At 74.3% G+C, this 23,328-nt stretch carries 17 protein-coding genes and 2 riboswitches; of the genes, 5 read left to right on the top strand and 12 right to left on the bottom strand.

Annotation, left to right across the window (positions count from 1 at the left end):
• Window positions 1-1,790, bottom strand: a 1,790-nt coding sequence (locus Q7L73_RS23170) for a choice-of-anchor D domain-containing protein (RefSeq protein WP_304715667.1), incomplete at its 3' end; no start/stop codon positions are given.
• A 74-nt stretch (window positions 1,791-1,864) separates the two neighbouring features.
• Window positions 1,865-2,057: riboswitch (cobalamin riboswitch) on the bottom strand.
• Window positions 2,058-2,091: 34 nt separating this feature from the next.
• A riboswitch (cobalamin riboswitch) is annotated at window positions 2,092-2,263 on the top strand.
• A gap of 28 nt (window positions 2,264-2,291) precedes the next feature.
• Here Q7L73_RS23170 and Q7L73_RS23165 point away from each other — a divergent pair.
• On the top strand, window positions 2,292-3,695 hold the full coding sequence (locus Q7L73_RS23165) for a hypothetical protein (RefSeq protein ID WP_304696296.1): 1,404 nt from the start codon (window positions 2,292-2,294) through the stop codon (window positions 3,693-3,695).
• Complete coding sequence (locus Q7L73_RS23160; RefSeq protein WP_304715666.1) at window positions 3,676-5,511, top strand: prenyltransferase/squalene oxidase repeat-containing protein; 1,836 nt, start codon at window positions 3,676-3,678, stop codon at window positions 5,509-5,511. The genes Q7L73_RS23165 and Q7L73_RS23160 overlap by 20 nt, the downstream gene beginning before the upstream one ends.
• Window positions 5,512-5,539: 28 nt before the next feature.
• On the opposite strand, the gene Q7L73_RS23155 is transcribed toward Q7L73_RS23160, so the two are convergent.
• The 4 genes from Q7L73_RS23155 to Q7L73_RS23140 are packed head-to-tail and all read right to left on the bottom strand — an operon-like array spanning window position 5,540 to window position 10,857.
• Window positions 5,540-5,842 carry a DUF2149 domain-containing protein gene (locus tag Q7L73_RS23155; RefSeq protein WP_304692539.1) on the bottom strand — a complete coding sequence of 101 codons (303 nt, stop codon included), beginning with the start codon at window positions 5,840-5,842 and terminating at the stop codon, window positions 5,540-5,542.
• The gene (locus Q7L73_RS23150; RefSeq protein WP_304692541.1) at window positions 5,839-6,501 is read right to left on the bottom strand and encodes a MotA/TolQ/ExbB proton channel family protein; all 663 of its coding nucleotides are present in this window, start codon (window positions 6,499-6,501) and stop codon (window positions 5,839-5,841) included. The genes Q7L73_RS23155 and Q7L73_RS23150 overlap by 4 nt, the downstream gene beginning before the upstream one ends.
• A 14-nt stretch (window positions 6,502-6,515) precedes the next feature.
• The gene (locus Q7L73_RS23145) at window positions 6,516-9,749 is read right to left on the bottom strand and encodes a ribonucleoside-diphosphate reductase subunit alpha (RefSeq protein ID WP_304692543.1); all 3,234 of its coding nucleotides are present in this window, start codon (window positions 9,747-9,749) and stop codon (window positions 6,516-6,518) included.
• A gap of 10 nt (window positions 9,750-9,759) precedes the next feature.
• Window positions 9,760-10,857, bottom strand: a complete 1,098-nt coding sequence (locus Q7L73_RS23140) for a ribonucleotide-diphosphate reductase subunit beta (RefSeq protein WP_304692545.1) — start codon at window positions 10,855-10,857, stop codon at window positions 9,760-9,762.
• A 314-nt stretch (window positions 10,858-11,171) separates the two neighbouring features.
• Here Q7L73_RS23140 and Q7L73_RS23135 point away from each other — a divergent pair, with 314 nt between their 5' ends.
• The 3 genes from Q7L73_RS23135 to Q7L73_RS23125 all read left to right on the top strand — a co-directional run bounded on the left by Q7L73_RS23135 (window position 11,172) and on the right by Q7L73_RS23125 (window position 14,743).
• Entirely contained in the window at window positions 11,172-12,773 is a 1,602-nt protein-coding gene (locus Q7L73_RS23135) for a sorbosone dehydrogenase family protein (protein ID WP_304692547.1), read from the top strand.
• A 135-nt stretch (window positions 12,774-12,908) separates the two neighbouring features.
• Window positions 12,909-13,721, top strand: a complete 813-nt coding sequence (locus Q7L73_RS23130) for a siderophore-interacting protein (RefSeq protein ID WP_304692549.1) — start codon at window positions 12,909-12,911, stop codon at window positions 13,719-13,721.
• Window positions 13,718-14,743 carry an ABC transporter substrate-binding protein gene (locus Q7L73_RS23125; protein WP_304692551.1) on the top strand — a complete coding sequence of 342 codons (1,026 nt, stop codon included), beginning with the start codon at window positions 13,718-13,720 and terminating at the stop codon, window positions 14,741-14,743. The genes Q7L73_RS23130 and Q7L73_RS23125 overlap by 4 nt, the downstream gene beginning before the upstream one ends.
• A 6-nt stretch (window positions 14,744-14,749) precedes the next feature.
• Here the strand turns inward: Q7L73_RS23125 and Q7L73_RS23120 are convergent, their stop codons facing one another.
• The 7 genes from Q7L73_RS23120 to Q7L73_RS23090 all read right to left on the bottom strand — a co-directional run bounded on the left by Q7L73_RS23120 (window position 14,750) and on the right by Q7L73_RS23090 (window position 23,238).
• A complete protein-coding gene (locus Q7L73_RS23120; RefSeq protein WP_304692553.1) occupies window positions 14,750-15,595 on the bottom strand; it encodes an ABC transporter ATP-binding protein in 846 nt (281 codons plus the stop codon).
• Entirely contained in the window at window positions 15,592-16,659 is a 1,068-nt protein-coding gene (locus tag Q7L73_RS23115) for an iron chelate uptake ABC transporter family permease subunit (RefSeq protein ID WP_304692555.1), read from the bottom strand. The genes Q7L73_RS23120 and Q7L73_RS23115 overlap by 4 nt, the downstream gene beginning before the upstream one ends.
• A gap of 40 nt (window positions 16,660-16,699) precedes the next feature.
• The gene (locus Q7L73_RS23110; protein ID WP_304692557.1) at window positions 16,700-17,698 is read right to left on the bottom strand and encodes an iron chelate uptake ABC transporter family permease subunit; all 999 of its coding nucleotides are present in this window, start codon (window positions 17,696-17,698) and stop codon (window positions 16,700-16,702) included.
• A gap of 143 nt (window positions 17,699-17,841) precedes the next feature.
• Entirely contained in the window at window positions 17,842-18,489 is a 648-nt protein-coding gene (locus Q7L73_RS23105; protein ID WP_304692559.1) for a L,D-transpeptidase, read from the bottom strand.
• 2 nt (window positions 18,490-18,491) lie between these two features.
• On the bottom strand, window positions 18,492-20,150 hold the full coding sequence (locus tag Q7L73_RS23100) for a trypsin-like serine protease (protein ID WP_304692561.1): 1,659 nt from the start codon (window positions 20,148-20,150) through the stop codon (window positions 18,492-18,494).
• A gap of 200 nt (window positions 20,151-20,350) precedes the next feature.
• Complete coding sequence (locus Q7L73_RS23095) at window positions 20,351-21,874, bottom strand: trypsin-like serine protease (RefSeq protein ID WP_304692563.1); 1,524 nt, start codon at window positions 21,872-21,874, stop codon at window positions 20,351-20,353.
• The gene (locus Q7L73_RS23090) at window positions 21,871-23,238 is read right to left on the bottom strand and encodes a Tim44-like domain-containing protein (protein ID WP_304692565.1); all 1,368 of its coding nucleotides are present in this window, start codon (window positions 23,236-23,238) and stop codon (window positions 21,871-21,873) included. The genes Q7L73_RS23095 and Q7L73_RS23090 overlap by 4 nt, the downstream gene beginning before the upstream one ends.
• Window positions 23,239-23,328 lie beyond the last annotated feature (90 nt).

The raw sequence follows: 23,328 nt of genomic DNA, 5'->3' as shown, positions 1-23,328 counted from the left end.
CCGGCTGCGCCGGCAGCGCCCGCCGGCCCGGCCTCCCCTGCGGCGCCGTCGCCGCCCGCGGCACCGAGCGCCCCGGGCGGCCCCGCCGGCAGCGCGCGGCCCTCCCCCGTGAGCACGACCGTCGGCGCCGAATCGGAGCCGCTGACGGCCGCGCTCAGCAGCCCGCTGCGCGCCCCCAGCGCGGCCGGCGCGAAGCGAACGCCGACCGTGCAGCCAGCGTCGGGCGCGAGCGTCTCGCCGTGGCAGTCGTCGCCGACGAGCGTGAAGTCGTCGCCGTGCGCGCCGCTCAGCCGCAGCGTCCGCACCGTCACCGGCGTCGCCGCGGCGTTGCGCAGCGTCAGCCGCCGCGCGGCCGACAGCAGCCCGAGCGGCTGCGTCCCGAAGGCGAGCCGGTCGGCGTCGAAGGCGACCGGGTCAGGCTGCTCGAGCCGCAGCGCGACCGTCTGGCCGAAGCCGACCGGCTGCGGCCCGGCCGGCTGCTCGGCGCCGCCGTCGAGCCGCACCTGCCAGCCGCCGCCGCGGGCGCCGTCGATCCCCGTCACCAGCCCGCCATCGACGACCAGCTCGGTCACACACGCGGCGGGGCGCGACGCCTCCCGCGCCGCCGCCAGCACGGTGGCGACGGTCGCGCCGACGGGCGCGTCGGTCGCGCACAGCCGCGGCATGCCGCGCCCGCTGTCGATCACCAGCGCGACCGGCACGACAGTGCCGTCGGCGACGGCCGGCGCGGGCCGCACCTGCGGGTCGCCTGCGACGGCCCGCGCCGGCGGATCGACGACGAAGGCAGCCGCGCCGACCGCTCGCAGCGCGTCGGCGGTCGCGTACTCGTTCGCGCTGCCGTTGACCAGCCAGGCACCGCTGTCGGCGCCGTCGGTCGACTGCTGCGCGAGCAGCCAGTCGACGGTCGTCTCGTCGGCCGCCGTCCATGCCGCCGCGCCGCGGCGCACCCCGCACTGGCCGAGCCCGTCGAGCGCCCAGCTGGTGGAGTTGACGTTGCCGATCGCGCCGCTCGGCGCGCGTCTTGCCCGCAGGAAGGCGATCCCGTCCGCCACCGCCGGGTCGCTCGCCGGCCGGCCGGCGGCGCAGAGCGCGCCCAGCGCGGCGCCGGTCGAGTCGATGTCGCTCGCTCTCGCCTGCGTCACCGGGTCGGGCGACGGGTAGCTCGTCCAGCCGCCGTCGTCGTGCTGGTTGGCGTCGAGCACGCGCGCCGTCCGCTCCAGCAGCGGCGCCGGCAGATCGAGCGCGGACAGCGCCAGCAGGCCGAAGATCGTGTGGTTGAAGACCGAGCTCTTCGAGCTGAACCAGCCGTCGACGTAGTAGGCGGCGAGGCCGGCGAGCAGGTTGCGCTGCGACGACAGCCGCGTCGGCTGCAGGCCGCTCGCATGGGCCTGCAGGATCGCCCGCTCCCAGTCGGTCGCCTGCTCGGTCGAGAAGGCCCACCAGTCAGCCGGATCCGCGATCGTCCAGATCTTCAGCTGCGCCTCCTGCGCGCTCGTCGCGAGCGGGTCGCCGCCGGGCCGCAGGTCGGCCGGATGGAGCCCCGCGCCGGCGATCCCGAGCAGCGCCCAGGCCGGGTCGAGCCCGCTGTTGACCCCGAACGAGCCATCGGCGTGCTGGCGCTGGCGGTACCAGTCGACCGCGTGCTCGACGGCGGCCGCGACGTCGCCGTCCGACGCGGCGCGGGCCGCGGACGTGAACGGGGTCAGCGCGCACGCGGCGGCGAACGCGACCACGGTCGTGACGAGCGCGAGGCACGCCGCGACGGAGGGCCCAGGGACCCTTCGATGCATGTCGTTGCTCCTGTTTCAGGGGCGGCGACACGCACTGATCCGGCGACCGGGTCGGTGAGGGCAGCCGCCTTGATCGCGAGGCGGATTCGCTCACCGGGTCTTCGGGCTCGGGATCGTCCTCTCGAATCTCCTTCCCAAGCCGTTGGCCGGCTCAGTGGACCTGCGATCCGATCGTCTCCCACACCGCTGCGCGACAGCCCCGGATTCACACCGGAGTTCCCCGCTTTCGTGAGCCCCGGGAACGCTAGCGTGCCCGTCAAGCGACATGCGCCGGTCGCGGTCGTGCGCTACGCTGCCGCGCCACAACCGATGGATCGGGGGTTCGGGAAGCCGGTGAGAGACCGGCGCGGGCCCGCCACTGTGACCGAGGACGCCCGTCGCATGCGACGACGCAGCCACTGAGCCGACGGCTTGGGAAGGCGCGACGGGAAGGCTCGGAAGCCAGGAGACCTGCCTCCGATCCCACCGTCCAACGCCCTCGGGGAACGGGGCAGGAGGCTCATGCTCAGACGTACCACGGCGACCGTTGCGGTCGCCCTCACCGCCCTCTTCTGCGCGCAGTCGGCGACCGCCGCGCCGATCGACGTGAACGTCCGCGTCGAGGGCGTCCACGCGACGATCTTCGACGGCGTCGTGCGCAGCGACGGCCGCATCGTCAGATCGTCGTCGGACGACGAGCCGCGCAGATGCGACTCGACCAACAACGGCATGCACGAGCTGCCGGGCGCGACGCCGACCGGCGCAACCGTCGATGCGATGGACGTGCTCGGCTACGACTTCGACGGCCAGTGGTACCCGGGCTTCGACGACTACTTCGTCAAGCGCTTCGGGCCCGAGAGCGAGGGGCCGACCTTCTGGTGGGGGATCCTCGTCAACGGCACCTTCACGCCCGTCGGCGGCTGCCAGTACGCGCTTGCCGCGGGTGACCGCGTGCTGTGGGTCAACGACGCCTTCAGCGGGCGCCCGTTCCTGTGGCTCGGCGCGCCGAACGCCAGCTCGCGGCCGACCGTCACCGTCGGCCAGCCGCTGACGGTCGACGTCACCGCGACCGAGACGAGCACCGACCAGGACCAGACGAGCGGCCCGCCGTACGAAGGCGCGACCGTCGGCGCCGTGACCGAGCGCGGCGCGCAGGCGCCCGCCGGGGTCGCGACCGCCGGCAGAAGCGGCGCGGACGGCGCGGCGACCGTCACCTTCCACGCCGCCGGCTGGCAGCGGCTGAAGGCGCGCACGTTCTCGGACGACCCTGAGGTCAGCCCGGCGGCGATCGCCTCCAACAGCATCGACGTCTGCGTCGAGGCGACCGCCGGCGCCGGCTGCGCGGGCGATCCGCCGAGCGCCTGGCCGGCGAACGTCGCCAGACCGGACCCGGAGCCCGAGCCGAGAGGTCCCGACCCGCAGCCGCAGCCGACCGATCCGCAGCCGCAGCCGGTCGTCCCCGGCCCGCAGCCGCAGCCGCAGACGCCCCCGGTCCGCGTGACGCCGCCGACGCCGGTCAGAGGCGGCAGCCTCAGCTGGCGCCTCGCGCGTGACCGCGCCGCGATCCGCGCCTGGCGCGGCGTGCCGGCGCCGATCGACGACCGTGCTCGCGCGATCGGCCGCTCCGGCCGCTGGAATGCAGTCAACAGCGCCGCCGCCTGGCGTCGCACGCTCTCGCGCGGCAGCGCCGGCGCCTCGCTGCGGGTGAAGCTCGCGGCCGGGCAGCCGGTCGTGCTGCTGCGCGGCGGAGCAGCCGCGAAGGTCGAGCTGCGCAGCGGCGGCACGGCCCGCACGATCACGCTGCAGCGGACAGGGGCGAACGCGACGCGGGCGCTCCTCGGCTCGGCGCGCGCGCAGGCCGGCACGGTCGAGCTGCGCGTCCTGCGCGGCACGGTGAGCGTCGACGGTGTCGGCGTCAGGCCGTAGCCGCGACGACGGTTCCGGCCGGCGGCGGCGCGCTGCGCGCCGCCGCCGCCGGCTCTCGCTTGCCGCCTGCGCGGGCGGCGTCGCGCTGCTGAGCGCGACCGCCCTCGGGCTCGCGCTCAGCAGCACCCCGGCGCCGGCGCAGTCCGACGACCCGGTCCGCAGCCGGATGCTCGACCAGACGATCCGCTACATGCAGTCGCACCAGCGCAGAGACGGCTGCTACCCGATGAAGGCGGGCGGCGCCTCCGACCCGATCACCGCGACGCCGTGGACGGCGCTCGCGATCGCCTCGGCCGGCGTCAACCCGCGCGACCAGTACCGGCCCGACGGCTACGCGACCGCGTGGGACTGCATCGTCGGCGCCGCCAGACAGCTGACGGTGACGACCGACTTCGAGCGGACGCTGCTCGTCGCCGTCGCCGCCTGCAGCGACCCGCGCGCCTTCGCGGGCAGCGTCGACCTCGTCGAGGCGATCGTCAGAGCGCAGCGGCCAAGCGGCTCGTTCGACCGCACCGTCGGCAGCAGACTCCCCTCCTCCCCGCTCAACACGACGATCTTCGCGATCCTCTCGCTGTCGGCGGTCCCGGACCCGGCGCTGGCACCGCTGATCGCCCGCGCCGTCGCGTGGCTGGTGAGCGTCCAGAACGGCGACGGCAGCTGGCCGTCGATCGACGTCGGCGGAGCCGGCGACAACGACATGACCGGCGCCGCGCTGGAGGCGCTGCGCGCCGCCGGCCTCGCCGGGCCCGGCGCCGCCGACGCCGCCGCGGGCACGGCGGTCGACAGAGCCGTCGCCTGGCTGAGAGGCCGCCAGCTGGCCGACGGCGGCTTCCAGTACTCGGGCCACACGAGCGGCAACTCCGCCTCGGCCGCGTGGGTCGCGCAGGGGCTCTGGGCGATCGACCAGGATCCCGGTCAGTGGCGGCCGCACGAGGGCGGCCCGAGCATCCTCGACTTCCTCGCCTCGCTGCAGCAGGACGACGGCCGGATCGTGTGGGAGATCGGCGACGACCTCAACCCGGTCTGGATGACGGCGTACACGCTGCCGGCGTACTCCGGCCGCTATCTGCCGTTCGGCTGCGTCGAGTGGAGCGGACGCGTCCCCGACCCGCGCAACGCGCCGACGCCGGAGCAGCCGAGAGACGGCGTCGGCGGCGGCAGCGGCGGGACCGGCGGCGACGGCGGCGGCGTCATCACCGGCGGCGGTGGCAGAGGCGCGCCGAACTTCAGCCGCCCGAGACAGGGCAGCAAGGGCAGCACCGTCGGCGGCGTGCGCTCGACGCGCGTCGAGCAGAGACGGCGCCGCCGCGCCCGCGCGCAGGCCGAGCAGGAGCGCGACGCGGCCGACAACGCAGCGAGCCCGGACGCCGAGCGCGAGCGGCGACCCGAGCGGCAGACGCCGGCCGCGCCGCCGGCGAGCGAGCCGGCGCCGCAGCCCGGCGGCGCGATGCCGGACCAGACCGCGCCCAGACGCGCGGGCGGCGGCGGCGCGCTCACCGACACCGGCTCCAGACGCGAGCGCGGCGGCCGCCGGGGCGCCGCCGGCCGCAGCGGCGCAGGCGGCGGCGACGACGGCCGCCGGACCGGCCCCGGCAGCGGCCAGGACGAGCAGATCGAGGGCCTCGTGATCGGCGGCGAGGGCGCCGCGGGCGACGGCGACGACGACCTCGCCGCCGCCTTCGGCCTGCGCGGCGCGAGCGCCGGCGGCGACAGCGGCCCGTGGCTGGCGACCGGCCTCGCCGGGGCGATGCTGCTGGCGGCCGGCGGCGGCGGGCTGGTCGAGGGGCGGCGACCTCGCCTGCGCGGAGCGGCGTGAGCGCGCCTTCAGCGGCGCGCTCGCTGCGTCATCTGCCGTCCTCGACGTAGACGAGACGCCCGTCGGGCAGGCGGTAGACCTTGCCGACCGCTCTGCCGCGGCCGGTCGCCTGCGGCGCGTTCGCCGGGCTCGGCAGGCTTCTCTGCTGCTGATCGGCCGGCTGCGGTCTGCCGGTCGCCGCTCTTCTCTGCGTGCTGGTCAGGCCGAGCCCAGCGATCAGGAAGGCGACGGCCAGCACGATCCCGACGTCGAACAGGTTGACGAGACCGTCGAGCGGATCGCCGGCCGCGTCGTCGAGCCCGCCGTGGCGGCCGAAGCCGATCCGGCTCATGCCGCCGCCAGCGCCGGCCCGGCCGCCGGGCCGCCCGCCGGCAGCTGCTCGGCGGCCCGCTCCAGCGCCGCCAGGTCCTCGCTGTAGAGGCGCGTGCGGACGAGCGTCAGCGCGAACGCGACCGTGCCGACGAGGAGGCCGACAACGGTCGCCGCGAAGGCGATCCGCAGGTCGGCGGCGAGCTGCGAGATGTCGCCGCCGGAGAGCGCCTTCAGCCCCGGCGCGAGCGGGATCAGCGTCCCCATCAGGCCGATCGCCGGCCCCGCGCGGACGAGCATGCGGGTGCGGTCGAGCCGCTTCTGGACCGCCAGCTCGAAGTCGGTCAGCGCGTGCTCGGCGGCGCGCGGGCGGCCGGAGGCGACGGCGGCGCCGAGTTGCTGGACGGCGTCCGCGGCGAAGGCGGTCGGCGCGTGCGCGGCCAGCTGCGACGCCTCACCGGGAGCGGCGACGGCGCGCGCGGCGAGCGCCTTCAGCGGCCATTGCCGACGGCGGCTGTGGCGCTGCCACGCCTCCGTCGCGTAACGGCCGCACTCGACCGCGCACAGCAGCAGCGCCGCGATCGCGAGCAGCAGGACGGGGATCGCCAGCACGGAGACCAGCTGGGCGAGCGCGTCGCCGATCCGATCGTGCAGCGACGTGGCGAAGACAGGCAGGCTCATCGGCTCACGCGCCGCTACTGACACGCCTCGCACTCCTCGCCGTTGCGCATCGCCTCGATCGAGCAGGCGAGCGCGGCGGCGTCCTGCACCGGAGCCTCTGCCAGCGCCGGCGCGGCCACCGTCGCCTTCTCGATCGCGCTCGCGCCGAGCGTGCGCAGGTAGTAGGTCGTCTTCAGGCCGGCGCGCCAGGCGCGGCGGTACATGTGGCTCATCGCCTTCATGTCGGGCGCCGCCAGGAAGAGGTTGAGCGACTGCGACTGGTCGATCCACTTCTGCCGGCGGGCGGCGGCGTCGATCAGCCGCTCGGGCTCGATCTGGAAGGCGGTGCGGTAGAGCGCGCGCAGCGCGGCCGGGATCTCCGGCACCTGCTCCAGGTCGCCGTCGACCGCTTTCAGCCGCTCCGCCAGCGCACGCGACCACTGGCCCGCCGCCTTCAGGTCGCGCACGAGGAACGGGTTCAGCACGACGAAGTCGCCGGACAGGTTCGACTTCGCGAAGAGGTTCTTGTACATCGGCTCGATGCACGGCGAGGTGCCCATGATGTTCGCGATCGTCGCCGTCGGCGCGATCGCCATCACGTTGCTGTTGCGCATCCCCTGCGCGGCGATCTTCTCGCGCAGCGGTGCCCAGTCCATCACGCCGCCGCGCGCGACCTCGACCGACTCCCCGCGCTCCTGCTCCAGCAGCTCGACCGTGTCCTGCGGCAGCAGCCCGCGGTCCCACTTCGAGCCCGCGTACGACTGGTACGTGCCGCGCTCGGCGGCGAGGTCCGACGACGCCTCGTAGGCGTAGAAGGCGATCGCCTCGGTCAGCTCGTCGCCGAATGCGACCGCTTCGTCAGAGCCGAACGCGAGCCCCTTGCGATAGAGCGCGTACTGCAGCCCCATCATCCCCAGGCCGACCGGGCGGTGGCGCGAGTTCGCCGTCCGCGTCGGCTCGGTCGGGTAGAGGTTGATGTCGATCACGTCGTCGAGCGCGCGGACCGCGACGCGGACCGTCTCGCGCAGCTTGTCGTGGTCGATCTCGCCGGCCGCGGTCAGGTGCTGGTCGACGACGATCGAGCCGAGGTTGCAGACGGCCGTCTCGTCGGGACCGGTGTTGAGCGTGATCTCGGTGCAGAGGTTGGAGCTGTGGACGACGCCGGCGTGGTCCTGCGGCGAGCGGACGTTGCAGGGGTCCTTGAACGTCAGCCACGGGTGGCCGGTCTCGAACAGCAGCTTCAGCATCTGCTTCCACAGCTCCAGCGCCGGGATCCGCTCGCCGTGCAGCTCGCCGGCGTCGACGCGCGCCTCGTAGGCCTCGTAGCGGGCCTTGAAGTCGGCGCCGTAGCTCTCGTGCAGGTCGGGCACGTCGTTGGAGCGGAACAGCGTCCACTGGCCGCGCGCCTCGACCCGCTGCAGGAACAGGTCGGGGATCCAGCACGCCGTGTTCATGTCGTGCGTGCGGCGGCGCTCGTCGCCGGTGTTGCGGCGCAGCTCGAGGAACTCGCGGATGTCGTTGTGCCAGACCTCCAGGTAGGCGCAGCCGGAGCCGGCCCGCTTGCCGCCCTGGTTGACCGCGACGAGCTGGTCGTTGTGCATCTTCAGGAACGGCACGACGCCCTGCGACTCGCCGTTGGTCGACTCGATGTGCGAGCCGGTGCCGCGCACCGCCGTCCACGAGCCGCCGAGGCCGCCGGCCCACTTCGAGCACATCGCGTTCTCGGCGATGCCGCGGCCGACGATCGAGGAGAGCGTGTCGTCGATCTTGTAGACGAAGCACGACGACAGCTGCGAGTGCGGCGTGCCGGCGTTGAACAGCGTCGGCGTCGAGGAGCAGAAGCGGCGCTGCTTGTAGACCGTGTAGAGGTCGATCGCGCGCTGCTCGCGCGCGACCGGGTCGTCGTCGCGCTCGCCGAGGCAGACGCCCATCGCGACCCGCAGCCAGAACAGCTGCGGCGCCTCGATCCGGCGCGGCGCCACACCGGTCTTGTCGATCAGCAGGTAGCGGTCGTAGAGCGTCTGCAGGCCGAGGAAGTCGAAGTCGAGGTCGGCGCTCGGGTCCAGCGCCGCGGCGAGCCGGTCGAGCTCGTAGGCGAGCAGCCGTGGGTCGATCCGCCTGATCGTCACGCCGTGCTCCAGCAGCGGCCGCAGCGCCCGCTCGTGCGCGGCCTTCAGCGCGCTGACGCCGTCGCGCTCGATCGACCAGTCGAGCGCCTCCTCGTAGACGAAGCTCAGCAGGATGCGCCCGGCGAAGCGCGAGTAGTCGGAGTCGCGCTCGACCAGCGCGCGGGCGTTGAGGACGATCAGCTTGCGCAGATCGGCGCGCGCGATCCCGGGCCGGATCGCGCGCCGCAGCTCGCGCTCCAGCTCGGCCGCGTCGCTCTCCAGCTCCAGCCCGATCGAGGCGAACGCGATCCGCGCGCGCAGGTCGGCGCCGTCCCAGCTCGTCTCGCCGCCGTCGGCCTCCAGCACCGGGACGGCCGGGAGCGCGGCGGCCCCCTCGCCGCCGCGCCCGCCGTCGTCGCCCGCCCCCGACTGCTGCGCCCGCAGCAGCGCCCGCTCGGCGCGGTAGACGATGTAGCGCTCGGCGACCCGCATGTGGCCGGCGAGCACGAGCTCCTCCTGGACGATGTCCTGCACCGTCTCGATCGGCACGTACGCGAGCCCGAGCGCATGGGCGCGCTCGGAGACCCTCGCCGCGAGCCTGACGGCCGGCTCGGAGTCGGCCTCGCGCGACAGGAACGCCTTGCGGATCGCGACCTCGATCTTGGCCGTCTCCCAGCTCGCGACCTCGCCCGAGCGGCGGATCAGCCGCAGCGTGCCGGTCGCGCGCGCGGCGGTCGCGGTCGGCTGCGCGCGCCGCAGCACGAGCGCCTTCGCCAGCTCGTAGTGGCCGGCGTCGATCAGCGCCGCCTCGACGACGGTCGAGAGGTCGGCGTGGGTGACGCGCGCGGTCCCCTCCAGGCGCGCGATCACGGCGGTCGTCGTCGCGCGCACGAGCGCGCGGCCGGCGGCGGTGTCGGCGCTCGCCTCGCCGTGCGCGAGCGCGAGCGTCGCGAGCGCGTCGGCGACGAGCGCCGCCGCCAGCGCAGGCGCGAACGGCCGCTCGCCGCCGTCGTCGTCGACGACGACGAGGTCGAGCGGCGCCGCGTCGTCCAGCTCGGCCAGCGCGGCGGCGACGTCGACCGCCGGGCTCTCGTCGCCGGGCAGCGCCGCCGCCCGCTTCAGCTCCAGGTCGCGCAGGATCTCGTCGAACTCGATCAGCATCGGTGTCTCCTCACAGCTCGTCGTCGGAGACGGCGGCCAGCGCCGACGCCTTCTGGTACTCGGTCACGCGTCCCTCGAAGAAGTTCTGCTCCTTGCGGACGTCCATCAGCTCGGCCAGCCACGGCAGCGGGTTCTCGATGCCGCCGTGCAGCGGCGCCAGCCCGACGCCCTCCAGTCGGCGGTCGGCGACGTAGTCGATGTACTGCGAGAACTCTTCGGCGCTGAGGCCGACGCCCTCGACCGGCAGGCAGTCGGCGATGAACGCCTGCTCCAGCCGCACCGCCTCGGCCATCAGCTCGCGCAGCTCCTGTCTGAAGGCCTCGGTCCAGATCTCCGGGTTCTCGGCGACCAGCTCGCGCAGCAGCCGCCGGAACAGCTCGATGTGGTTGGACTCGTCGCGCAGCGTGTAGCGGAACATCGTCCCGATGCCGGGCAGCTTGCCCTGGCGGTAGAGCGACAGGACCATCCCGAAGAGGCCGTAGAACTGCGTCCCCTCCATGCACTGGCCGAAGACGAAGACGTTCTTGGCCAGCAGCTGGATCGAGCGCGGATCCTGCATGTCGAGGTCGCGCCGCAGCTGCTTGGAGACGCCGGTCACGAACTGGTTCTTGGCGACGATCGTGGGGATGTCGTCGAACATCGCCTCGCACTCGTGCGGGTCGATCCCGAGCGAGGCGATCATGTAGAGCAGCGAGTCGGCGTGGATGTTCTCCTCGTGCGCGTGGCGGCCGAGCACGAGCTTCAGCTCCGACGCCGTCACCAGCTCGCGCACGACGTGGAGGATGTTGTCGCCGACGATCCCCTCGGCGGCGGAGAAGTAGCCGACCGCCATGCGCACGATCCAGCGGTCGATCTCGCTCAGCGCGCGCCCGTCGCGCCACTGCTCGATGTCCTTCGCCATCTGGACGTCTTCGGGCTCCCAGTGGTTGGCCTTCATCGTCCGGTACAGCTCGTACGCCCAGCCGTATTTGAGCGGCAGCAGGTTGAACGTCATCGTCTCGCGGCCGCCGACGACCCGCTTGGCCGCCAGCGCCGCCTCGGCCTTGGCACGGTCGAGCACGAAGCTGCGCTCGCCGATCGTGTAGGTCTTCTGCTCGCTGCCTGGCACCTGGGCCTCCTTCAGGTCGGCGGGAGGAGTGCCAGGTCTGCCGGCGGGCCGTCCAGGGGTGGACGAGCACGCGCGAGCTGCCGTGAGCGGTCCTTCTGCCGAGGACGTTCAACGCACGTGGGAGGTCAGGCGACCGGGCTCGTCCCCGTCGAGGCGGGGCTTCACCGTTGCGGGACAGCGCCGGAATCTCACCGGACTTCGCTGACCGCCACGTCCCGCGCTATCACGCGGGGATCGCCAAGCTACGCCCGCAGCCGGACGGAACCGGAGCGGCTCCCGGTTTCGCTTCCGCCCAACGCGGCAAGATCGCCTGCGTGCGACGGCTTTCGAAGCTCCTCATCACGGCGGCGCTCGCCGCCTGCGCGCTCGCGGGCGCGACGGCGGCGGCGCAGGCCGATCCGCGGCTGCAGTCGATCGGCCCCAGATTCGACACCCCGGTCCACGTCAGCGGCGCGCCCGGGGACGGCGAGCGGCTGTACGTGGTCGAGAAGGCGGGGATCGTGAAGGTCGTCAAGGGCGGCGTCGCGTCGACCTTCCTCGACCTCCGCGGCGTCGTCGACACCGCCGGCGAGGAGGGCCTGCTGTCGATCGCCTTCCCGCCCGACTTCCAGACCAGCCGGCTGTTCTACGTCTACTTCACCGAGAGAGGCGGCGACAACCGGATCGAGGAGCTGAGAGCCCCGACCGGCGACGCCGCCGACCCGGCCTCGCGCCGGCTCGTGCTCCACCTCCCGCACCCCGACGGCCCGACCAACCACAACGGCGGCCAGCTCCAGTTCACGCCCGACGGCCTGCTGTGGGCCGCACCGGGCGACGGTGCCCAGAGCGCCAACGCACAGGATCTCGACAGCCCGCTCGGCAAGGTGCTGCGGCTCGACCCGCGCGGCGGCGTCGCCGGCTCCTACAGCGTCCCGGCCGACAACCCGTTCGCCGCCGCCGGCGGCACGAGAGCGCTCGTGTGGGCCTACGGCCTGCGCAACCCGTTCCGCTTCTCGTTCGACCGCTCGACCGGCGACCTCGTGATCGGCGACGTCGGCGAGAGCACGACCGAGGAGATCGACTGGCTGCCGGTCAGCTCCGGCCGCGGCCGCGGCGCCAACCTCGGCTGGAGAACCTGCGAGGGCAGCTTCGCCTACGGCTCGAGAACGACGCCCTGCCCGCTCGCCGGCAGCACGCTGCCGCTGCTCGACCTCTTCCACAGCGACGGCTACGCGGCGCTGATCGCCGGCTACGTCGTGCGCGACCCGTCGCTGCCGTCGCTGTTCGGCCGCGTGATCTGGGGCGACAACGCCAAGCCGCAGCTGAGCAGCGCCGTCCCCGGCCCCGGCGCGGCCGCGACCGTCAGAGAGAGCGGCCTCTCGATCCCGGGCCTGACCTCGTTCGGCGAGGACGCCGGCGGCTGCCTCTACGCGACCGCGGGCGGCGGCAGCGTCTACCGGATCGTCGAGAACAGCACCGCCGTCCCCTGCGCTCCCGCCGCCCCGCCCGGCGGCGGCGACGGCACGACGCCCCCGCCGCCGGTCGGCGACGGCGGCGGCAGAACGACGACGCCCGGCGGCGCGAGAAGAGCCCCGGCCAGAAGCGCGCCGGTCCGCGGCGGCCTGCGCGCGACGAGAGCCCAGCGGCTGCTGCGCAACGGCGGCGTCGTCGTGCGCGTCCGCTGCGCGGTCGCCTGCCGCGCGACCGCCGGCGCGTCGTTCAGAAGCGGCAGACGGACGCTGCAGCTGCGCCGCGTCGCCGCGCGCGTGAGAGCGGGCAGAACGGCGACGCTGAAGGCGCGGCTGACGCCGAGCGCGCGGCGCGCGCTGAGCAGAGCCCTGCGCCGCGGCGCCCACCCGCGCGTCGCCGTCCGCGTCCGCCTCACCGCCGCCGGCCGCGCCCCGACCACGCTCCGCACTACGATCCGCCCGCGCTGAGCCCGATCCCCGTGAAGCTGCTGGTCCCACAGACCAGTGACTTCACGGGGATCCGGCGTTAGGGCAACCTAACCTTCGGGTAGGCACCTGTTAGGGTGCCCTAAGAAGTCGTCCCGAAGGAGTCCTCCTCTGTCCATGCCCGCCGCGCCCGCGCGACGTAGACCGTCGCCGCGGCCGTTTCCCCTGCGCACAGGCGTCGCCACGGTCCGCCACCTCACGAGGCTGACGCCGCGGATGGTGCGCATCGCCTTCCAGACGCCCGGCTTCGCCGACTTCCCGGTCGAGCAGCCGGGCGAGATCGTCACGCTGATCTGGCCCGACGACGGCGCCGAGGTCGTCCTCCCCGCCGACGGCTGGCGTTTCCCCGACGGCGTGCCCGAGCAGCACGCGCGCAACTACACCGTCCGCCGCCACGACCCCGCGACCGCGACGCTGGAGATCGACTTCGTCGTCCACGGCGACCACGGCACCGCCTCCCGCTGGGCCGCCCGCGCCCAGCCCGGCGACCGGCTCGGCTACGCCGGCCCGCGCTTCCACTGGCACCACGAGCACGGCGACGGCGCCGCCTGGAACCTGCTGATCGCCGACGAGACCGGCCTGCCGGCGCTCGCGGCGATCGCCGAGACGCTGCCCGCCTTCCAGCGCGCGATCGCGCTGATCGAGGTCGAGAACGCGGCCGAGCGCCAGCCGCTGCGCTGCGCCGGCCGGCTCGACGTCACCTGGGTGGAGCGCGGCGGCGTGCACGCCGGCGAGACGCTCGCGCTCGCCGACGCGGCGCGCACCGTCGCATTGCCCGACGGCGCCGGCCACGTCTGGGGCGCGGGCGAGTCGGGCGTGATGCGGGCCGTGCGCGACTGCCTGCGCGAGCAGCGCGGGATCGAGCGCTCCGCGATGCACATCCTCGGCTACTGGAAGTACGACGACACGAAGGACTGGATCGACGCATGACACTCCGCCCCACCCGCCGCGGCTTCATCGCCGGAACGGCCGGCGCCGCCGCCACGATCTTCCTCGCCGCCTGCGGCAGCGACGACGACGGCGGCAGCACCAACGCCTCCGCGACCGCGACGAGCCCGCAGGGCAGCGGCTTCCCGATCACCGTCAGCGACAGATACGGCGAGACGACCGTCGAGCGGATGCCCGAGCGCGTCGTCGTCTACGGCTACAACGACCACGACACCGTGCTCGCGCTCGGCGTCGTCCCGGTCGGACTGATCAAGTGGATCCCGGAGTGGAAGCGCGGCGTCGGGCCGTGGTCCCTGAGAGCGCTCGGCGACGCCAGACCGGAGCTGTTCGAGGGCCAGGAGATCCCGTTCGAGAGAATCGCAGCGCTGCGGCCGGACCTGATCGTCGCCGTCGGCCAGAACCTCAGAGACTCCGACCACGACCGCCTCAGACAGATCGCGCCGATCGTCTCGACGCCGGACGGCTATCCCGCCTGGGGCCTGCCGCCGACCGAGCAGGCGGTGCAGATCGGCACCGCGCTCGGGATGAGAGCGGAGACCGAGAGACTGGTCAGCGGGCTCGACGACCTGTTCGCCAGAACGCGCAGGGAGAACCCGGGCTTCGCCGGCAGAACGGTGATGGTCGTGACCCCGACCGCGGACGGCCAGATGTCGGTCTTCTCCGACACTGACGCGCGCGGCCGGCTGGTCGCCAGCCTCGGCTTCAGACAGCCGGCGGCGGTGGCCGACGTCGTCGGCGACGAGTTCTACGCCTACCTCAGCCCCGAGAAGTTCGACCTGCTCGACGTCGACGCGCTGCTCGTGCTCGGCTACGACAGACCGTCCGTCGCCGCGCTCGACAGAATGGCGACGTACCAGCAGCTCGACGTCGTCAGACGCGGCGGCGCCGTGATCGTCGGCGACATGGACACCGCGATGGCGCTCGCCGCCGGCACCGTCACGAGCATCCCCTACGCGCTCGGCAGAACCGTGCCGCAGCTCAGAGCCGCGCTCGCGAAGGCGTAGCGGCGCCTACCCCACGCGCGACCGGCGCGCCGCCGGGACGACCAGCGGCGTGCCGGTCTCCGGATCGGGCACGACGCGGCAGGCGAGCCCGAAGACCCGCTCGACCAGCGCCGCGTCGACGATCTCGCTCGGGTCGCCCTCGGCGACGATCCGCCCGTCGCGCATCGCGATCAGGTGGGTCGCGTAGCGGCAGGCGTGGTTGAGGTCGTGCAGGACCGCGACGAGCGTGCGGCCGTGGCGCTCGCGCAGGTCGGCGCAGAGGTCGAGCACCTCGATCTGGTGGGCGACGTCGAGGAAGGTCGTCGGCTCGTCCAGCAGCAGCAGCGGCGTCTCCTGCGCCAGCACCATCGCCAGCCAGACGCGCTGGCGCTGCCCGCCCGACAGCTCGTCCACGGCCCGTTCGGCGAGGTCGGTCGTGGCGGTCGCGGCGAGCGCCTCCGAGACGGCCCGCTCGTCGTCGGGCGACCACTGCCGCAGCAGCTTCTGGTGCGGGTAGCGGCCGCGGCCGACGAGGTCGGCGACGGTGATCGCGTCGGGCGCGGTCGGGCTCTGCGGCAGCAGCCCGAGCCGCCGCGCGACCGCCTTCGCCGGCTGCGAGCGGATGTCGGCGCCGTCGAGCAGGACGCTGCCGCCGCGCGGCTTCAGCATCCGCGACAGCGCCCGCAGCAGCGTCGACTTGCCGCAGGCGTTGGGCCCGACGACGACCGTGAAGGAGCCGTCGGGGATCGCCACGTCGAGCCCGTCGACGACGAGCCGGTCGTCGTAGGCGAGCCGCAGCCCGCTGCCGCTCAGGCGCGCGGGCGCGTCGCTCCCGCCCTCCGCGGGCGTCGCGCCGCCGTCGGCTTCCGTCATCCGCTCCTCCTTCCGCGCCACTCGCTCGCGAGCAGCCATGCCAAGTAGATGCCTCCGATCGCGCCGGTCACGATCCCGACCGGCAGCTGCTGCGCCGGCCAGACGCGCTGAGCGGCGCAGTCGCTCGCCTCCAGCAGCAGCGCACCCATCAGCAAGGACGGCAGCAGCCCCGGGCCGGAGCCGCGCGTGATCCGCCGCGCGACCTGCGGCGCCGCCAGCGCGACGAAGGCGATCGGCCCCGCCGCCGCGGTCGCGACGGCCGTCAGCGCGACCGCGACGCCGATCAGCGCCAGCCGGCCGGAGTCGACGCGCGCGCCGAGCGCCCGCGCCGCGTCGTCGCCCAGCTCCAGCGCCCGCAGCGTGCGGCCGAGCGTCAGCGCCAGCGGCACCAGCACGACCAGCGCCAGCGCCAGCGGCCGCACCTGCTCCCAGCCGCGCCCGTTGAGCGAGCCGGCGATCCAGACGGCCGCCTGCGCGGCGTCCTCGACTCTCGCGCGCGTCAGCAGGTACTCGGTGAAGGCGCGCGTGACGAGCCCGATGCCGATCCCGACGAGCACGAGCCGGTAGCCCTGGATCCCGTGGCGCCAGGCGAGCCCGACGACGAGCACCGCCGACAGCACGCCGCCGAGCACGGCGCCGCCGGAGACGGCCGCACCGGTGCTGGAGCCGATCACGGTGATCACGAGCACCGCGCCGGCCGCCGAGCCCCAGGTGAAGCCGACGATCTCGGGGCTGCCGAGCGGGTTGCGCGTGATCGACTGGAAGATCGCGCCGGCGAGCCCGAGCGCGCCGCCGACCAGCAGCGCGCAGACGACGCGCGGCAGCCGCAGCGTCTCGACGATGAACGCGCTGGAGGGGTCGCCGCCGCCGAGCAGCGTCTCGACCACCTCGCGCGGCGACAGCGGGTAGTCGCCGGTCGCGATCCCGACGATCGCCAGCAGCACCACCAGCACGACCAGCAGGCAGCCGACGACGAACGGCCGCCGCTCGACCCGCAGCGCCACGCGCCCGCGCGGCGAGCGCACGACGCGGCCGGGCAGGATCCGCGGCGCCTCGACGCTCACAGACGTGCCCCCGCCGGCCGGACGCTCTGCGCGCGTCGCTTCACAGCTGCGCGATCCGTCTGCGGCGCACGAGCGCGATGAACAGCGGCGCGCCGACGAAGGCGGTGACGACGCCGACCTGCAGCTCCTGCGGGCTGACGACGAGCCGGCCGAGCACGTCGGCGACGAGCAGCAGCAGCGGCGCGAGCACGAGCGAGTAGGCGAGCACCCAGCGCTGGTCGGGCCCGACGATCGCGCGCGCGACGTGCGGGATCGCCAGCCCGATGAAGGCGATCGGCCCGGCGGCGGCGGTCGCGGCGCCGCACAGCAGCGTGATCGCGATCCCGCCGAGCACGCGCGTGCGGCCGACGTGGGCGCCGAGCGCGCGGCCGGCGTCGTCGCCGAGCGCGAGCGCGTTGAGCGGCCGCGCGAGCGCGAGCGCGAGCAGCGCGCCGGCGATCAGGAACGGCGCGACCTGCGCGAGCGTCTCCGAGTCGCGGCCGGCGAGCGAGCCGACCCACCAGAAGCGCCACGTCTCGAACGCCTCTCTGTCGAGCAGCGTGACCGCCTGCGTGACGGCCAGCAGCGCGGCCGTGACGGCGGTGCCGGCGAGCGCGAGCCGGACCGGCGTCGCGCCGCCGCGGCCGGCGGCGGCGAGCAGGTAGACGACGACCGCCGCGGCGCCCGCGCCGGCGAACGCGAACCAGACGTAGCCGGTCAGCCCGCCGATCCCGAACAGCCCGACCGCGATCACGACCGCGGCGGCGGCGCCGGCGTTGACGCCGAGCAGGCCGGGGTCGGCGAGCGGATTGCGCGTGAGCGCCTGCATCAGCGCGCCGGCGAGCCCGAGCGCGGCGCCGACGCCGAGCCCGAGCAGCGTCCGCGGCAGCCGCAGCTCGTGGACGATCGTCGCGTCCTGCGACCCGTCCGGATGGAAGAGGTCGCCGATCACGTCGGCGAGCGGGATCGAGCGGGCACCGAGCGCGAGGCTGAGGAAGACCGCGAGCGCGAGAGCCGCGAGGGCGATCGCGAGGCCCACGCTGCGTGACGACGACTGCACGCGAGTTAGGCTACCCTAATTCCGCGCGGTCGATCCGCGTGCTCGAGAGCCTGACTCGCAAGGCGGGTTCTCAAACCGCCGGGGGGTGGTGAGCGAACGTTGCCGGGGCTGGGCGGCCCCGGCAACGCTCACCCGCCGTCCGCTCACCGGACCGTGACCGGCACGCCCGGCTCGATCCGCCGCGCGAGCCAGTCGGCGTCGCCGTTGGAGATGCGGACGCAGCCGTGCGAGCTGGCGGTGCCGAGCGGATCGGCCAGCGACGTGCCGCCGCGGCCGTGGATCGCGACCCGGCCGGGGCCGCCCTGATACTCGGTGTACGTGTCCGAATAGGCGGTCAGCGGGATCACGAGGCTGCCGTAGAAGCCGCTCGCCGGCCGCTGCGGCAGCAGCTCCGAGACCGCGAACCTGCCGCGCGGCGTCGGGCTCAACGGGCTGCCGACGACGGCGCGGATCGTCTTCACGCGTCTCCCGTCGTAGGCGACGGTGACGGTGCGGGCGCGCAGGTCGACCCCGATCCGCCAGCGGGTCCGGTCGAGCGCGACGTCGTCGCCCGCGACCCAGCCGGCGCTGCCGTTCGGCCGCCGCGCGAGCATCACCCGCACGTACAGCCTCCCGTCGACGACCTTCTGGCCGGTGACGGCGTACTGCGCCTCGCCGCCGCCGAGCGGGGCGACCGGGGTCAGCCGCGCCAGCAGCCTCCCCCGCCCCGGCTCGGCGGTCGCCTTGGTCGCGAACAGGATCCGCGCGACGTTGGCCCCGTGCACGACCTGCACGGGACCGCCGTCGACCATCACTACCCGGTCACCGCCGGGGGTCTGGTGGCGCCTCTCTGCTGGGCGGCGGCGACGCGCACGCCTGGGGAGGCGGCTCTTCTGCCGCCGTTGCCGGAGGCGAGCCCGATGCCGTTGCGCAGCAGCGCGCCGTTGCTCGCCGAGCCGGAGACGCGCAGCGTCACCTTCAGCGTGCGGCTGCTGTCGGCCTTGAGCGTCCCGAGCGTCCAGCAGGCGCTGCCGCGCGACTTCTTCGCGCCCTTCGGCAGCGAGGAGAAGGCGAGGCCCTTGCCGGGCGCGTCGCAGACGACGACCTTGCCGGCCGGGCCGGTGCCGCGGTTGGCGACCTTGATCGTGTACGTGACCGTCGCGCCGGGACGGACACGCGTCGTCGAGGCCTTCACGGAGAGCCGCAGCGACGGCTTCTTCGCGGCCGGTCTTCTCGGCGTCGGCGTCGGTCTTCTGGGGGTCGGGTTCGGCGTCGGCGTCGGGTCTCTTCTCGGCGGGTTCGGGTTGACCGCGATCGCGGGCGAGGCCTCGGTGCGCGTGATGCCGGTGCCGCCCGCGTTCGTCGCCGCCGGCTGGCAGGCGACGGTGCGGCCGACGTCGGCGTCGGTGAAGGCGTAGGTCGCGCTGGCGCCGCTCTGCAGCACCTGGCCGTTGCGCGTGTCGACGAACGTGTAGGTGAAGGTCGGCGCGCCGCTCCAGGTGCCGGCCGAGCACTCCATCGAGCTGCCGGACTGGAAGAAGCCTCTGGCGCTGACGTCGCGACCGCCGCGCGGGGCGACCGGCGGCGCGTCGTTGCCGAGCACGAAGTCGCGGATCTCGCCGGCGGCGAGGTTGCTGTAGCCGTTGACGGAGCCGACGCCGCACTCGCCGCTCGGGCCGTTCGTGCTGACGAACGAGGCGACGCCCGCGAGCACGGTGCCGACGGTCAGCGGGCCGCCGGAGTCGCCCTCGCAGGCGGAGCCGACCTGGCTGGCGATGCAGGTGATGACGGCGTTGACGTCGCTGCCGCAGGCGAGCGGGTCGCCGATCGTCGTGCCGACCGCGTAGAGCTGGCCGTCGGGCGAGGCGGCGCCGCCGGCCTGCAGGCCGAAGCCGCTGATGCCGGCGGGCGTGCCCTGCGGCGAGTAGGCGCCGGCGTCGACGAGCGAGATCGCTCTCGCGGCCGGGCCGCTGAGGTCGAGCGTTCTGCTGAGCGTCAGGACCGCCACGTCGTCGGGCGCGACGCCGCCGTTCTCGGCCGTGTACGCGTAGCCGGGGTGGATCCGGACCGCGGCGACGCCCGAGGGCTGTCTCGTCGACTCCGGCGTTCTGAAGTTGGAGATGCCGGCGACGACGGTCAGCTCCGAGGCGTCGAACGGTCTGACCGTTCTCGCGTTGTAGACGCAGTGACCAGCGGTGACGACATGCGTGCTGTCGAGGATCGAGCCGCCGCAGATGTAGGTGGATCTGGTGACGGCGTCCTCCGCGATCAGGAAGATCTGATGCGGCGCCTGCGTGATCGAGATCGGGTTGCCGCCGACGATCGCCGGCTTCTTGCCGACCTCCGTCTGCGGGCCGAGTCTGAGCGTTCCTTCGCTCGCCTGCGTGGCCGGGGCAGCCAGCAGCAGGGCGGCGAGCGAGACCAGCGCCACCGCGGTGCGGCGACCCGGAATCCGTGCCTTTGGTTCGTGCATGGCGCGGCAGAATACGGCCCGCGCGACACCTTTTTATCGGTGCGTCAACGTCGTCCCGGCGCCCTGACGTGATGCGTTTGGAGCGCTGCAACTGGCGGGTAGGACGCGCGATCTCGCCGCAAAGCTGCCTATTCCTCGGCAGACGCCCGGGTTGTGTCAGCGCACAGGCGTCCGCGCAGAGGTCCGCTGCCGCCGCGCTGTCAGCGCACGATCACGCGCGCGGTGACGCTTCTGCGGGCGGCGTTGGCCGCGCTCAGCGTGACGGCGTTGACGTGCGCGCCGCGGCTGGCGCGGCCGGCGACCTTCAGCGTCACCTCGACGCGGCGCGCGGCGCCCGGCTTGATCGTCCCGAGCGTCACGCAGACGCGCCCGCGGACCCGTCTCGCCTTGCGCGGCGCCTTCGCGACGGAGAGGCCCTTGCCGGGGCTGTCGCAGACGACGACCCCGCGCGCGGCGGCGTTGCCGCGGTTGACGACCTTGATCGCGTGCGTCACGCGCGCGCCCTTGCGGACCTTGCCGCGCGGGACCGTGACGGTCAGCCGCAGCGACGGGCGCGGCGTCGTTCTTCTGACCGGCGGCGCGGGCGGCGCCGGCGCGACGGCGATCGGCGGCGACGCCTGCGTGCGCGTCAGCGCGGTGCCGCCGGCGTTGGTGGCGCGCACCTCGCACGCGACCGTGCGGCCGACGTCGCCGTCGGTGAAGCTGTACGTGTCGCTGCCGCTCAGCTGCAGCAGCGTGCCGGAGGCGGTGTCGACGAAGGCGTAGGCGAAGGCCGGCGCGCCGTTCCAGGTGCCGGCGCTGCACGTGACCGCCTGGCGCGCCTGGAAGACGCCGCGGGCGCTCACGTCGCGCCCGCCGCGCGGGGCCTGCGGCGGCGCGCTGCTGCCGTCGACGAAGGCGCGGATCTCAGGCGCGGCGAGGTTCGTGTAGCCGTTCAGCGAGCCGACGCCGCACTCGCCGGTCGGCCCGTCGAGCTGCACGAACGAGGCGACGCCGAGCAGCACGCCGCCCGCGACGATCGGCCCGCCGGAGTCGCCCTCGCAGGCCGAACCCGCGGGGCTGCTGACGCACAGCACGATCGCGTTCGCGTCGGCCCCGCAGGCGAGCGGGTCGCCGATCGCGGTGCCGAGCGCGTACAGCCGTCTGTCCGGCGTCCCGCCGGCGACCTGACGGCCGAAGCCGGTGATCGTCGTCGCCGTGCCGACCGCCGGATAGGCGCCGGGCGCGACGAGGCCGATCGGCTGGATCGCCGTGCTGAAGGCGAGGCTGCCGCTGAGCGTCAGGACGGCGACGTCGTCGGGGGCGACTCTGCCGGCGGCAGCCTGGTAGTAGGGATGGATGCGGATGTCGGCGACGTCTCTCATCACGCCGCTTCTGCCGTCGGCCGTCGCCGTGCCGGCCAGCACCGTCAGTCTCGCCGCGGTGAATCTCTGGCCGGTCGCCGGGTCGATCACGCAGTGGGCGGCGGTCAGGATCGTCGTCGCGTTGAGGATCGAGCCGCCGCAGTCGTAGACCGACGTTCTGCTCGCGGTCGCCTCGACGAAGACCTGCCACGGCGCGGTCGTGACCGGGATCTGCTGCCCGCCGACGATCGCCGGCTTGACGCCGATGCTCGGTGCGGCGGCCGCGCCGAGCGTCTGCTCGGCGGCGCTCGCGGATCCGGCGCAGAAGAGGACGGCAAGGCAGGCGACGGCGAGCGTGGTGAGGCGGCGCAACGGCGTCATGCGGTCACCCCGCCGGCGGCGGCGTCGACCACCTGCCAGGGGCGATCGTCGGGGCCGGCGAGCGCGAGCGTCCAGCGCTCGGTCGCGGTCGTCTCGGTCTGCTTGCTGCCGCGCAGCACGGCGGCGGTGTCGCGGTCCTCGATGTAGCGACGGCCGCGCACCTCGGCCTCGACCGTCATCGTCGGCGGCTGCGCCGCCGGGTCCAGCGCGACGATCGTCAGCTGCCGCACGACCGGGCCGCGGATCACGAGCCGCGTCTGCCCGCTCGGATCGCCCGGGTGCAGCAGCACCTGCGCCGCCTCCGGCGTGGCGACGTCGAGCAGATCGCTGTCGGCGCCGTCGACCGCCTCGGCCCAGGCGGCGACCGCGCGCCGCACCGATGCCTCCAGCACGTCTGGCGCCCAGCGGCCGTCGACGAGCGACAGGTCGAGCGCGGCGGCGCGCCCGTTGCCGGCGTAGTCGAGTCTCGCGACATCGGCGGTCGAGACGCCCTCGGGCAGTCTGTCGAGCGCGGCGACCTCCAGCAGCGAGGCGTCCTGCATCCGCCGCTCGTCGCTCCACGGCGAGGCGACGATCTCGGCGTCGAGCACGTGCTGGCCCTCGGCGTCGGTCTCGATCGAGGCGACGATCCAGCCCTGCTCGTCGGCGCGCTTGGCGAGCGTCCAGAACTCGGTCAGCTCGACCGTGTCGCTCGTCTCCTCGTTGCGCTTCAGCACCATCCCGTTGCGCATCACGACGAAGTCTCTGAGGCGGGCGCAGATGCGGACCGTGACGCGGTCCTCGCGATGGCCCTCGCGGTTGGTCAGCCCGAGGTACTCGATCGATCTGATCTGCAGCACCTCGACGCGGTTGTGCCAGCCCTTCTTGCGGAAGTCCTCCAGCCGCCGGCGCCACTCGACCATCAGGTCGGGCACGAGCAGCTGCTCCAGCGTCTCGTAGTCGCGCTCGTCCCAGGCGTGCTGGGCGGCCGTGAAGATCTGCTCGGCGCTGGCGCGCACCGCGGCGGGCTCGAACATCGGGTCGTCGTCGGCCGCGACAGCCGCCGCCAGCTCGATTCTGCGCGCCCGCTCCTCGCGCCGCTTGCGGTAGCGGCGGACCCGCATCGCGGCCGAGATCGCCGCGACGACGAAGAAGCCGCCGACCAGCAGGAAGATGATCAGGATCACGATCGGGCTGCCGCCGGTGGTCGTGCCGCCCCCGCCGGAGAAGCCGCCCCCGCCGAAGCCGCCACCACCGCCTCCGCCCCCGCCGCTGAAGCCGGAGGAGCCGCCGCCGGCGGCGGCGAGCGCGGTCGGCGCGGACAGCAGCAGGACGGTGAGCGCGGCCATGAGCAGCGCGGCGATCTGACGGACGGCGCGGGTCATCGTCACGGGACGGTATCGCGCGCGGCGGCCGGGCCGCGCTCCACTCGCGCGCGCTTCCTGCCGATGTACGGGAACGGACCTGTTCCAACC

Source organism: Conexibacter sp. CPCC 205762, assembly GCF_030646155.1.
In the GTDB taxonomy this organism is placed as follows: Bacteria; Actinomycetota; Thermoleophilia; order Solirubrobacterales; family Solirubrobacteraceae; genus Conexibacter.
This window is presented reverse-complemented; position numbering and strand designations above follow the sequence as displayed.

What these genes read in the sequence shown, in the direction of transcription:
- Q7L73_RS23165 (WP_304696296.1), top strand. Translation starts at nt 2,292, where the DNA reads ATGCTCAGACGTACCACGGCGACCGTTGCGGTCGCCCTCACCGCCCTC.
- Q7L73_RS23105 (WP_304692559.1), bottom strand. Translation starts at nt 18,489, where the DNA reads ATGGTCGACGGCGGTCCCGTGCAGGTCGTGCACGGGGCCAACGTCGCG.
- Q7L73_RS23150 (WP_304692541.1), bottom strand. Translation starts at nt 6,501, where the DNA reads ATGAGCCTGCCTGTCTTCGCCACGTCGCTGCACGATCGGATCGGCGAC.
- Q7L73_RS23095 (WP_304692563.1), bottom strand. Translation starts at nt 21,874, where the DNA reads ATGACGCCGTTGCGCCGCCTCACCACGCTCGCCGTCGCCTGCCTTGCC.
- Q7L73_RS23090 (WP_304692565.1), bottom strand. Translation starts at nt 23,238, where the DNA reads ATGACCCGCGCCGTCCGTCAGATCGCCGCGCTGCTCATGGCCGCGCTC.
- Q7L73_RS23155 (WP_304692539.1), bottom strand. Translation starts at nt 5,842, where the DNA reads ATGAGCCGGATCGGCTTCGGCCGCCACGGCGGGCTCGACGACGCGGCC.
- Q7L73_RS23125 (WP_304692551.1), top strand. Translation starts at nt 13,718, where the DNA reads ATGACACTCCGCCCCACCCGCCGCGGCTTCATCGCCGGAACGGCCGGC.
- Q7L73_RS23130 (WP_304692549.1), top strand. Translation starts at nt 12,909, where the DNA reads ATGCCCGCCGCGCCCGCGCGACGTAGACCGTCGCCGCGGCCGTTTCCC.
- Q7L73_RS23120 (WP_304692553.1), bottom strand. Translation starts at nt 15,595, where the DNA reads ATGACGGAAGCCGACGGCGGCGCGACGCCCGCGGAGGGCGGGAGCGAC.
- Q7L73_RS23100 (WP_304692561.1), bottom strand. Translation starts at nt 20,150, where the DNA reads ATGCACGAACCAAAGGCACGGATTCCGGGTCGCCGCACCGCGGTGGCG.
- Q7L73_RS23145 (WP_304692543.1), bottom strand. Translation starts at nt 9,749, where the DNA reads ATGCTGATCGAGTTCGACGAGATCCTGCGCGACCTGGAGCTGAAGCGG.